Annotated in this window: 12 protein-coding genes (1 of these 12 running past the window's edge); 2 read left to right on the top strand and 10 right to left on the bottom strand. The window is 46.5% G+C overall.

Annotated features, from left to right (window positions below):
• Together CCC17_RS08835 and CCC17_RS08830 are read right to left on the bottom strand one after the other, a co-directional pair.
• Window positions 1-1,117 carry the 5' portion of a DUF5711 family protein gene (locus tag CCC17_RS08835; RefSeq protein ID WP_287082951.1) on the bottom strand. 116 nt of this gene lie to the left of the window's left edge, so 1,117 of the gene's 1,233 nt are visible here — the first part of the coding sequence; the start codon lies at window positions 1,115-1,117; the stop codon falls past the left edge of the window.
• Between the two features lie 66 nt (window positions 1,118-1,183).
• Window positions 1,184-2,428, bottom strand: a complete 1,245-nt coding sequence (locus CCC17_RS08830) for a LysM peptidoglycan-binding domain-containing protein (RefSeq protein WP_287082949.1) — start codon at window positions 2,426-2,428, stop codon at window positions 1,184-1,186.
• A 157-nt stretch (window positions 2,429-2,585) separates the two neighbouring features.
• On the opposite strand from CCC17_RS08830, the gene yyaC reads away from it, so the two are divergent.
• A complete protein-coding gene (gene yyaC / locus CCC17_RS08825; RefSeq protein ID WP_022426512.1) occupies window positions 2,586-3,173 on the top strand; it encodes a spore protease YyaC in 588 nt (195 codons plus the stop codon).
• Here yyaC and CCC17_RS08820 read toward each other — a convergent pair.
• The 8 genes from CCC17_RS08820 to CCC17_RS08785 all read right to left on the bottom strand — a co-directional run bounded on the left by CCC17_RS08820 (window position 3,146) and on the right by CCC17_RS08785 (window position 10,871).
• Window positions 3,146-4,084, bottom strand: coding sequence for a transketolase family protein (locus CCC17_RS08820; protein ID WP_015525670.1), 939 nt, complete (start codon window positions 4,082-4,084; stop codon window positions 3,146-3,148). The genes yyaC and CCC17_RS08820 overlap by 28 nt on opposite strands.
• A complete protein-coding gene (locus CCC17_RS08815) occupies window positions 4,072-4,911 on the bottom strand; it encodes a transketolase (protein WP_015525669.1) in 840 nt (279 codons plus the stop codon). Before CCC17_RS08815 ends, CCC17_RS08820 begins: the two co-directional genes overlap by 13 nt.
• 66 nt (window positions 4,912-4,977) lie before the next feature.
• Window positions 4,978-5,631, bottom strand: coding sequence for a fructose-6-phosphate aldolase (gene fsa, locus CCC17_RS08810; protein WP_015525668.1), 654 nt, complete (start codon window positions 5,629-5,631; stop codon window positions 4,978-4,980).
• A gap of 274 nt (window positions 5,632-5,905) precedes the next feature.
• Window positions 5,906-7,024: a LacI family DNA-binding transcriptional regulator gene (locus CCC17_RS08805; protein ID WP_044961150.1), complete on the bottom strand. Its 1,119-nt coding sequence runs from the start codon at window positions 7,022-7,024 to the stop codon at window positions 5,906-5,908.
• An 87-nt stretch (window positions 7,025-7,111) separates the two neighbouring features.
• Window positions 7,112-7,708: a recombination mediator RecR gene (gene recR / locus CCC17_RS08800; RefSeq protein ID WP_173761376.1), complete on the bottom strand. Its 597-nt coding sequence runs from the start codon at window positions 7,706-7,708 to the stop codon at window positions 7,112-7,114.
• Window positions 7,708-8,064, bottom strand: a complete 357-nt coding sequence (locus tag CCC17_RS08795) for a YbaB/EbfC family nucleoid-associated protein (protein ID WP_015525666.1) — start codon at window positions 8,062-8,064, stop codon at window positions 7,708-7,710. Before CCC17_RS08795 ends, recR begins: the two co-directional genes overlap by 1 nt.
• 31 nt (window positions 8,065-8,095) lie before the next feature.
• Window positions 8,096-9,718 carry a DNA polymerase III subunit gamma/tau gene (dnaX, locus tag CCC17_RS08790; protein WP_092072216.1) on the bottom strand — a complete coding sequence of 541 codons (1,623 nt, stop codon included), beginning with the start codon at window positions 9,716-9,718 and terminating at the stop codon, window positions 8,096-8,098.
• A 70-nt stretch (window positions 9,719-9,788) separates the two neighbouring features.
• Window positions 9,789-10,871 carry a 6-phosphofructokinase gene (locus CCC17_RS08785; protein WP_021977972.1) on the bottom strand — a complete coding sequence of 361 codons (1,083 nt, stop codon included), beginning with the start codon at window positions 10,869-10,871 and terminating at the stop codon, window positions 9,789-9,791.
• Between the two features lie 290 nt (window positions 10,872-11,161).
• Here CCC17_RS08785 and CCC17_RS08780 point away from each other — a divergent pair, with 290 nt between their 5' ends.
• A complete protein-coding gene (locus CCC17_RS08780) occupies window positions 11,162-11,923 on the top strand; it encodes a hypothetical protein (RefSeq protein WP_173775457.1) in 762 nt (253 codons plus the stop codon).
• Window positions 11,924-11,970: the final 47 nt, after the last annotated feature.

Raw genomic sequence — 11,970 nt, 5'->3', positions numbered from 1 at the left:
CACGGTTGTTCATCACGCAGATCTGCGAGCTGTTATACATGATGATATTATCTCCGCTCATTTTTATAGTCGTATATGGAATATTGAAATTTTTACGGAATTTCAGCTGTCCGCTCATACTATAGACTTCCATTGTATACAGATCATCTTTATTATTGTTTTTAAATACCAGGCCAATCCTGTCATCACTGAAAAATGTACTTACGATCTCCTGTTTTACATTGACTGTTTTGCTTTCTTTGGGAATCTGGCTTCCCTGGTAAGTAGAAAATCCATCATCTCGCAAAGCAATATACTTACTGTCACTGATACATTCCACCTGCGGGATCACTACATTCTCATAGGTATAACCACTTACGATCCGATCATCCTCATTCTGCCCTACATCCCCATAATTATAAAATGCCACATAGCTGGTAGTCTTGCTTCCATCAACATACTGGAATGTTACCATCATCACTCCGTTATCAGACACTGCTACATCCATGGGATATCCCGGATCATCGATCTTAGTCAGATTTTCCGCGACCAGACTGCCATCCGGATTATAAAAATTGATCCAGGTATTATCATCATTGTCCAGGATCACTGCAACCATTCCATTCGATGCGATCCGCACTTTTACAATAGCATAAGATGTTGTTACAGTTCCGGTTACACCTTTTTTGTCGCAGATATAAAGCGATGTTCCCTCGCTGTCTGCAACAACCGCCCTGCTTCCATTCACATCTGCAATAGGATTCTGCATTGTATAGGTTTCATTCCAGATCGTATTCATGCTGTTGTCCACAACAGATACTCCATCCGGACTGTATCTCAGGATATCTCCATCCATGTCCACATACTGTGTGGAAACAACATCTTCCTGTTCGCTTGTATTTAATACTTTATAGCTGTGATAGCTTCTTTTTTCTGCATAGAGAAAAACCAGGCAGACTGCTGCAGCGATCACTGCCGCTGTGATCACCTTTTTCCCCTTTCTTGAAATTCTTCGGCGATGAGAAGTTCTCCCGTAGTGAGCGCCTTCCTGTGTAACCTGTTCCTGTGCAAGCCTGGCTTTTTGCCTCATCAGCTTTTTACGCTTTTGTTTTTTCTGTATTTTTTTTATGATATTCACAACCGTATCCCTTACCTTAAGTATTTTATTTTGTAATTGGTTTTCCAGTTATTATAGCACACTCCATCAGGGTAGTACAATTACCTGCCCGGGATAAATGATCTCATTGGCAGAAATTCCGTTTAATGCACAGATCTGTTCCATCGCCGCTACAGTGCCATAGCGGTTCAGACTAATCTGATACAAGGTGTCTCCCGGGCGGATCACATAAGTTTCTCCAGGATTTCCTGCAGCCGCTGAAGTCTCTTCTGTTTTTTTCTCTTCTGTTTTATTATCTTTTTTTTGCGTTGCTTCTGAAACAGACTGTTTTTTTGAACTTCGAGGTTCCGGTGTTATTGAGATTTTTTCTCTTTTCTGCGTGGTTTCCGTCGGGACCGGAGTTCCCCGCACAGCTTCCTGCGTCTGTACCGGTTTCTGCGTCTGCACCGCCTTTGGCGAAACCGATACACTCCGCACCGGTTCTGTTACTGCAGGTGTCATCTGCACCACCGAAGCAGAAGCAGCGCGATAATCTTCCGGAACCTCTGTTTTTTCCTGCTGATTCCGATAAAAGCCCACTCCAGCCACAAGAACTGCCAGTGCCAGACACACCGTAGCCGCATAAGAAAAAACCGAAGTTTTCTCTTCTCCCCGTTCCTCCGGATTTTTACTATCTATGATCTTTCTGAAATTTCTGACAGCCCTGTCCTCCACTTCCTCGGATGCTTCTCCGCCCTCTTTCTGGCTGCGTTCGATCATATACGTCTGCATCTGAGAATTTTTCTCATAATAAATATAATACCCGCTCAGTTTTGCCATCATGCCGCCATCATAACGGAAAAAGGCATCCTCCCGTTCTCCAGGATCCATCAGCATCAGGATCTTTTCCCCTCCGAAATGTCTGAGATGTACTTTCACAAAAAGCTCCGTGATCTCCATTGCTATCTGAGGCTGTGCAAAAAACCATCCCACGATCTCCTGCTCCGGAAAATACTGATCCTTATCCTCCTGCAGTTTCTGCCAGAGTTTTTCCGAAAAGTCAATATGTTCTGCCGCAGCCTCCATGCCGTCTGCTGCAATGGCACCTTTTATAAAAATACAGGTCATATCTGCAGTCCATTGAATTTCACCTGTAAGTACCGCCACACTTCCCTGGCCTTCCGGCTTTTCATCTTCTGCCAGGCTGCAGAGAAATGTGTATACATAATCTTCTATATAAATCCTGTAATCTCCGTTCGCCAGCCCGATCTGCCTTACATTTCTAGGCATGGAAAACGATTCCTGTGCGGCTTCCTGTTCTGTTGTGTCCTCCTTATAAATGACTTCTATCATCTCATATCACTCCTTCTGTCCAAGCATAGCACAGTAAAAATGCGGATTTTAGCAGAATGTAAGAGTCTGTCCACAGAATTTAGCGACAGATTCCGCACCATGCATATTTTTCCTTTTTTCAGGATATGATAGAGTGAAAAAAGAATCGAGGTTTCTCATGGCTTTTTACATTGATGCCGGAAAAAACGGTTCATCCGGCGAGATTGCTTATCTTCTGAAAAAATGCATTCTTCACTGTCCTAAAAAATGGACTGAGATCGTGTTTTTATGCATTGGCAGTGATCGTGTTACCGGAGATTGTTTAGGCCCATATATCGGACACCTTCTTCATCCTCATGAAACCGGACATATTTTTGTCTACGGCACTCTTTCCTGCCCGGTCCATGCCCTGAACCTGGAAAAAACTTCATCGCTTATCACAAGGCTTCATCCACACGCCCTTGTAATCGCCATAGACGCTTCTCTTGGACAAAAAAAACACCTGGGCTATGTGACCATTGGAAATGGTGCACTTTACCCAGGTGCTGGTGTTCAGAAAGATCTTCCACCTGTAGGGGACATCCATATCACCGGCATTGTAAATACTGCCGGAATCATGGAGCAGCTTACCCTGCAGACTACCCGGCTCTCCACCGTGGTAGCACTTGCAGATGTGATCGCCTGCGGGATCCTTAAGATACTTCCTGCAGAAACAGACTTATCCCCTGTTGATCTTGATTATGCGAACTCCTTGATCTGCTTATAGATACCCTCTGCATCGAGACCGTATTTATGAAGAAGCTCTAATGCCGGACCGGACTCACCGAATACATCATGGATTCCGATACGTTTAACCGGTACCGGTGCCTTCTCAGCCAGGCACTCGCATACAGCTCCGCCAAGACCGCCGATGATGGAATGCTCCTCAACAGTTACAACCTTGCCGGTTTCTTTGGCAGCTGCAACAACAAGGTCCTCATCCAGAGGCTTGATGGTATGGATATTGATCACTTTTGCATCGATTCCGTCTGCTGCAAGCTTCTCAGCTGCTTCAAGAGCCGGTGCAACGCAAAGTCCGTTTGCGATGATGGTAAGATCTTTTCCCTCGCGGAGAACGATGCCCTTACCAAGCTCAAATTTATAATCCGGTCTGTCATTGATAACCGGAACAGCAAGACGTCCGAATCTCATGTATACCGGTCCCTGATGCTCGTAAGCAGCAGCAACCATAGCTTTTGCTTCGATATCATCAGAAGGACTTGCAACGACCATGCCCGGAATCACTCTCATCAGGGCAAAATCCTCCAGGCACTGATGTGTGGCGCCATCCTCACCTACAGAAATACCGCCGTGAGTTGCTCCGATCTTTACATTCAGCTTCGGATATCCGATGGAGTTACGAACCTGCTCATAAGCACGTCCTGCTGCAAACATTGCAAAAGTACTTGCAAAGGGAACCTTACCTGTAGAAGCGATTCCTGCCGCAATACCCATCATGTTGCACTCTGCGATACCGCAGTCAATGTGACGCTCCGGGAATTCTTTTTTAAACATACCTGTCTGTGTAGCTGCAGCAAGGTCAGCGTCAAGAACGATAAGATCCTCGTGTTTTTTTCCTAATTCTATGAGGGCACTGCCGTAGCTTGCTCTCGTTGCGATTTTCTTTACTTCTGACATAATGCTTCACCTACCTTCTCCAGATCTTCCATTGCCTGTGCATACTGCTCATCATTCGGAGCTTTTCCGTGCCAGCCTACTGCGTTCTCCATGTAGGAAACGCCTTTACCTTTTACTGTTTTCATGATGATAGCTGTCGGCATACCCTTTGTAGCTCTTGCCTCATCAAAAGCAGCCTTCAGCTGATCCATATCGTTGCCGTCCGCAACATTGATCACATGGAAATTGAAAGCTTCAAATTTCTTGTCGATCGGATACGGGGAGCATACATCTGCAATGTCACCATCGATCTGAAGTCCATTGTTATCTACGATCACAACCAGGTTGTCCAGTTTACGGAAGCCTGCAAACATAGCTGCCTCCCACACCTGGCCTTCCTCGATCTCACCATCACCCAGCAATGTATATACTCGATAGTCATCATTACTGAGTTTGGCAGAAAGAGCCATACCTGCTGCTGCAGAGATTCCCTGACCAAGAGAACCACTGGACATATCAACGCCCGGAATATGCTTCATATCCGGATGTCCCTGAAGATAGGAGCCCAGATGACGAAGTGTTTTCAGATCCTCTTTTGGAAAATATCCTCTCTCTGCAAGTACAGAATAGAGTCCCGGTGCTGTATGTCCTTTAGAAAGGACAAAACGGTCACGGTCTGCCTTCTTAGGATCCTTCGGATCGATGTTCATCTCTTCAAAATATAAATAGGTGAACACGTCTGCTGCAGAAAGGGATCCGCCCGGATGGCCGGCCTTTGCTGCATGGACTGCTGTTACGATATCCTTGCGGACTTCGTTGGCAACTTTCTGAAGTTCTAACTTATCCATGTTATTAATGTCTCCTTTTTAGTGCCCTGCTGTTCACAGGGAATTTGTATATAAAAGAGGTTTCGATCACTCACCGAATACTGCCTTGTAATCAGCCTGGAATTTAGCGATACCTGCATCTGTCAGCGGATGATGTGTCATCTGCTCAATTACCTTGAACGGTACCGTAGCGATATCTGCGCCTGCAAGTGCACATGCAGTTACATGCATTGGATGACGAACGCTTGCTGCGATGATCTCTGTCGGGATATCTGCAACTGCAAACATCTCAGCGATCTGCTGGATCAGCTCAACGCCATCTGTGGAGATGTCATCCAGTCTTCCAAGGAACGGAGATACATATGTAGCACCTGCTCTTGCTGCAAGAAGTGCCTGGTTAGCAGAAAAGATCAGAGTAACGTTTGTCTTGATCCCCTCAGAGGAAAGAACCTTAACTGCCTTCAGTCCCTCTGTTGTCATAGGAATCTTAACAACCATGTTCGGATGGATGGCTGCGATCTCACGTCCCTCACGGATCATTCCCTCAGCATCTGTTGTGGTAGCTTTAACCTCACCGCTGATCGGTCCGTCAACGATCGTTGTGATCTCTTTGATCACCTCGTTGAAGTCTCTTCCTTCTTTGGCGATCAGAGACGGGTTTGTTGTAACTCCACAGATAACTCCCATGTCATTTGCTTCTCTGATATCCTCTACTTTAGCTGTGTCGATAAAAAATTTCATTGTTTTTTCCTCCTGTTTACGTTCGTTCTTTTTCTTGATGATTCCATTATAACAAACTCATTGCGGGGGTCAAGGCACCTGTTTTTTATTAATAAATATTTTATTAATAAAATAGCGTTTTATTAATAGTGCCTGTCAATTTTTTCACCCAAAACAGCTTCTTTCCATTTTCCTCAATTCGAATATCGCCGTAATTATCGTAGCTAACAAGGTTTCTATTCAAATGTGTCATGGAAACTCTCTCTATATATTATTATTAATAATTTTTGCGCCATTATTTATTTTTCTGTTCATCAGACTGGTTTCTGTCCAGTCTTGCATACCCCGTCGTGCGGCGCTTGATCAGCTTCGGGGTATATTCGATATTATACAGGCTGGCAGGTCTTTCATCCAGGTAAAATTTATCATTCATGTCGATCTTACGGATGATGATGTCGCAGGCATCTCTTCCCTTCAGCGCAACAAAATGATCAATGGTTGTCAGGGAGATCCTGCGGATGCCGGAATAAAAAATATTGTCGCACCCTATGACAGAAACATCCTTCGGAACGTGTATCCTCATTTCATGCAGCGCATCAATGGCGCCTATGGCCATCATGTCATTCTGTCCTGCGATAGCCGTAAATTTCTGTCCTTCCTGGAGAAGCTCCATGGTCAGCTCGTAGCCCATGGCATACTCGGAATCCATCCGCGGGATTTTTCTGTCATTGGACTCATCTGCCGCCTTGATGAGCACATGATCCTTTTTTCCCTCTTTTTCAAACTCGCGAACAAAGCCCTCCACACGCTTGGATCGCTGCCACTGCCGTCTGGTAAGTGGCGGCGTGATAAATGCCACATCCGTGTGCCCCAGATCAAGAAGATGTCTGGCCATCAGCCTTCCTACCACTGTGTTGTCCTGATTGATAGCATCTACCGTGGTTGTTTTTTCCTTGTTGCTGATGATGACCAGTGGTGTTTCTTTTGCGATCTTTTCTACCTGATGCTGGAAATCCGGATGAGGATTGCAGGTATAGATGATCCCTGCCGGCCGCATGGTCTGCATCATACGGAGATATTTTTCTTCCAACCCCGCATCGCGCTGGGTGTTGCAGATAAATACCCCATATCCCTGCTCATTGGCCACAGCCTCGATCCCCTGAAGCAGCAGTACATAATAGGGACTGGTGAGTGTGGGGCAGAAAACAACGATCAGCTTTTCTTTTCTGTCAGCTTTGTGTTTCCGACGTCCGGGAAGCTCATAGCCAAGCTCTCTGGCCGCCTGCTCCACCCGCTCCACAGTTTCTCTCGAAAAAGAAACATTATATTTCCGGTTCAGCACCATGGATACCGTTGCCTGGGAAACTCCTGCGCGTGCTGCCACATCCGATGAGGTTGCTTTCTTTTTTGCCACCAGTCTCACCTCCTTTATAACCTGGGGAAATTTCCTGGCTGCTTATCACTTTTTGCAATCCCTCAGGGAATTTTTTACCTGATCCGATTAAAGCTCCACTCTTCCTTCCAATGCCCGGAGAAGTGTCACCTCATCAATATACTCCAGATCACCGCCCACCGGAACTCCGCTGGCGATACGGCTTACTTTGATCCCGGTCGGTTTGATCAGCTTACTGATGTACATAGCTGTCGTTTCACCTTCAAGACTGGAATTAGTTGCCACAATAACTTCCTTTACATCCCCCTGAAGGCGCTTCATCAGTTCCTTCAGTTTGATATCATCTGGCCCGATTCCAAGCATCGGGGAGATCGCACCATGAAGTACATGATATACACCGTCAAATTTACCTGTTTTCTCATATGCTGCCAGATCCCTGGTATTCTCAACCACCATGATCGTGCTGTGATCCCTTTTGGAATTGGCGCAGATCGGACAAAGCTCCTGATCTGTCAGCGTGTAACAGCACTTACAGTACTGAACATTCTGCCTTGCATCGGTAATGGAGGCGGTCAGCTGCTCCACCTGGTCCTTCGGCATATTCATGATATGAAATGCAAGACGCTGGGCAGATTTGGCTCCGATCCCCGGAAGATGGGAAAGCTGCTCAATAAGTTTATTGATATGGCTGCTGTAATATTCCATCAGAAAGGAAGACCTCCGCCAAGACCGCCAAGGCCGCCTGTGAGTTTGGACATCACTGCTGCTGACTCGGACTCAACCTGACGGAGCGCCTCATTTGTTGCTGCCGCGATCATGTCCTCAAGCATCTCGATATCATCCGGATCTACCGCTTCCTCGGAAAGTGTGACCTTTGTTATTTCACGTTTACCGGAAACTGTAACGGAAACAGCTCCGCCGCCTACTGTTGCTGTAAACTCTTTTTCCTCAAGAGCTTTCTGGTTTTCTTCCATCTGACGCTGCATTTTCTGCGCCTGTTTCATAAGATTATTCATGTTTCCCGGCATACCCATGCCAGGAAATCCACCTCTTTTTGCCATAATACTTTCCTCCTGTTTTTTGTTTACGGATTTATGACTCCTCATCCGGGTCTTCTTCCACTACGATATCCATGTGGATATTCTCCCGAAGTGCATCGTCTACTGTGATCTGCGCGAGATTGGTGTGCTGATGTTTGTTGGCTACCAGCATATGTATCTCCACGCTTTTGCCTGTCCGGGCAGCAATAATATCCTGAAGCTCTTTCTTCGCCTCCGGATTGTCTACATAATTCATCCCCAGAAAATCCTGGAATTCCACATAAAGGATGGGATCTCCTGTCTCTCCGTTATACTTGGGGACTGCACGCTGCAGGGACTGCTTGAAAAGTCCGGTAGTCTGACCCACGATGGCACGCCAGCCTGCCACGATCTTCTGAAGATCCTCAGGAGCTGCCTTCTGTGGTTTCTGCTGCTGTACCGTTGCTGTACCGGTCACTGCCGCCCCCGGTTCCCCGGCTCCACCGGCCTCGCTCTCCCGAACGATCACCTGCTGCACAGGCCGTTCCTCCATCTGCTTTTCCAGGACACGAAGCCTGTCAAGAACAGAGTCCAGATTTGTCTCCATGGCCGGTCTGCACAGCTTGATCAGTGCGATTTCCACCAATACACGCTTCTGGCTTGCAAAACGGATCTGATTGGACAGATCGGAAAAAATACGAATGTAACGCATCAGCGTCTCCACATCTGTCATCCCGCTCTCTTCCTTCAGAAGCTTCAGATTCTCAGAAGAAACATCAATGGCTTCCTCTGGATTTTCGGAAGTCTTCACAAGCAGAAGATTTCGCATATACCAGGTAAAATCTGATACAAACTGTCCCAGCTCCCGGCCGCCTGTGATCAGGTCCTCCAGCACATGGATGGAACCTGTCACATCGCCGGAAAGAACCTTTCGGAGAAGCCTGCTGAATACCTCTGTATCCACAGCTCCCAGAACATCCAGGACTTTATCATAAGTAAGCACCTGTCCCAGATAAAAGGAAATACACTGATCCAGAAGACTCAGGGCATCTCGCATGGACCCGTCGCCTTTTTTTGCCACATAGCGTACAGCCTTCTCCTCTGCTTCCACCCCTTCTGCTGTCAGAAGCTCGGAAAGTCTGGCAGCAATGGTATCAATGGATATCCGGTGAAAGTCATAGCGCTGACATCTGGACAGTATTGTGATCGGTATCTTGTGGGCCTCTGTAGTCGCCAGGATAAAAATAACATAAGAAGGCGGCTCCTCCAATGTTTTCAGAAGAGCATTAAATGCACCTGTTGAGAGCATATGCACCTCATCGATGATATAAACCTTGTATTTACCCTCTGTTGGACGATAAGCCACTTCCTCACGGATCTCACGGATGTTATCAACACCGTTGTTGGAGGCTGCATCGATTTCGATCACATTCATGGCAGTTCCCGCCTGAATGGCCTTGCACATGGCACATTCATTGCAGGGGCTGCCATTTACAGGATGTTCACAGTTTACTGCCTTCGCCAGGATCTTTGCAACCGTAGTTTTTCCGGTACCACGCGTTCCGCAGAACAGGTATGCGTGTCCGATACGGTTCGCCTTGATCTGGTTGGTCAGTGTTGTCACAATATGATCCTGTCCTTTTACATCGTCAAAATTGTCGGGACGAAATTTACGGTAAAGAGCAGTATAACTCATAAAACTCTCCTTCTCTTCGCCACAGTCGCCGCGGAAAGACTCCCGCGGCGGCCAGATGACTCATAATTCATTAATCGCCAAAACTGATTCCGATCTGTTTGGCTGCTTTTACAAGCTGATCCTTTGGAGATACCATCTTCAGCTTGCCTGCGCATTCAGCAAGAGGAACCCTCTTGATCTTGCCGTTGATGACACCGATCATAACACCGTATTCCTCATCCATGATCGCCTGCGCTGCACCGGCACCGATCCTTGTGGAAAGAACGCGGTCATATGCACATGGCTCTCCGCCTCGCTGCATATGTCCCGGAACTGTGATACGTACCTCACTTCCGGTCACCTGCTGGATCTGGTCTGCGATCTCATAGGATACAGACGGATATTTCTTCGCTCTTTCCGCAAGCTTTTCTTTGTATTTTTTCTTCGGAAGCTCTGCATCTTCTTTTGAGATAGCTCCCTCAGCTACTGCAAGAATGGTAAAACGCTTGCCTGCCTTGTTACGCTTCTGGATGGCTTCTACAACCTTATTGATATCGTATGGGATCTCCGGGATCAGGATCACATCTGCTCCGCCTGCAACACCGGCATTCAGTGTAAGGCTTCCGACCTTATGTCCCATGATCTCAACAATAAATACACGTCCATGAGATGCAGCTGTTGTATGGATGCAGTCAATGGCATTTGTTGCGATCTCCAGAGCGCTCTGGAAGCCAAAGGTCATATCTGTACCCCAGATATCATTATCAATGGTCTTCGGAAGATGGATGATATTCAGGCCTTCCTCGCGGAGAAGATTGGCGGTTTTCTGCGTTCCGTTTCCGCCGAGGATCACAAGACAGTCAAGACAGAGCTTATAGTAAGTCTGTTTCATGGCCTCAACCTTGTCCAGTCCCTTCTCATCCGGAACCCGCATCAGTTTGAATGGCTGTCTGGATGTTCCGAGAATAGTTCCGCCCTGAGTCAGGATTCCGGAAAAGTCCCTGGCTGTAAGCATACGGTATTTCCCGTAGATCAGTCCCTTATATCCGTCATCAAATCCATAAACCTCAAGGTTCTCAACGCTGTTGCTCAGACCCTTTACAACGCCTCTCATGGTTGCGTTCAGTGCCTGACAGTCACCACCGCTTGTCAGCAGACCGATTCTTTTAATCATAGCGTCCTCCATTCTGTGCCCTCTTATGTGCACATTTTATTTGTTGCTGTCTGCATATAAGACAGATATTCCACCTGACGTATTTCTGCAGAACAACTACTGTATCCTCTCTTTTCACAGAGTTTTACACAATATAATATTATAAAGCATTTTCAGGCAGTGTACAATAGCCAAAAAAGCACGAAAACAGCGAGTGTATTGATTGACTTTACCTGTATCTCATCGTAAAATAAAATTATCAGTAACTTTCGTATGTTTACAGAAAATTTTCATCTAGAAAGGAGAGTCCTATGAAAAAATTTCTCAAAAAACTATCCTGCGCTTTATTAGCCGCAGCCATGGTATGCGCCATGACTCCTCTCGCCGCCAGTGCAGCGATCAATTATTCCAAAACCCGGATCGTTTATATGCCCACATCCGGAAAGGACCTGGGATACGATGAGATCTCGATCAGCAATATTCCTGCTAAACAGAACATTCTCAAATCCAATGTTAAAGTAGTCAGCGGAGGATCTGTGATCGCACTGGATTACTTCGGTTCCAGCAGATTCAAAAGTACCACGGAGGCTTTCCGCAAGGGTGCAAAACCGTACACTCACTCCGATCATTTCTACAATATCGGTTTTGCCGTTAAAAAGCCCGGAACCGGAAAGATTTCCTTCAAGGTCGGAAACAAAACCTATACTTCCACCATCAAGGTGCTTCGTTATGTCAACCCGTTGAAATCCGTCTCCATCACAGGTGTAAAAGGCAATCTTGCCGGAAAATTCAAAAGATCCGGTCATAACGCCTTTCGTTACGCCAACAAGGCACAGAAGAATGCTGTCATGAAATGCACCGCTGCAAATGGCTGGAAGATCACAGGCGTTTCTTTCAACAACAACCGGACCCATACACAGTATAGTACCAATTACAACGCCCCTAACAGCGGGGCTTCTTCTTCCACGCTCCGTATCGGAAACCTTTCCGCGAAGCAGTCCGCCTATATCAGCTTCACCCTTCGCAACACCAAAAACGGGGCGGTACAGTACTGTACACTTAATATGAACTGATTTATTTCGGTCTGTACCTTGACAAATCCGGCTTCAGCGTCTATAAT

It is taken from the genome of Blautia sp. LMAG:36 (genome assembly GCF_008680535.1).
Classification (GTDB): Bacteria; Bacillota; Clostridia; order Lachnospirales; family Lachnospiraceae; genus Blautia_A; species Blautia_A fusiformis.
Note: the sequence above shows the minus strand (reverse complement) of the source record. Positions and strands in the feature narration are given on the sequence as shown.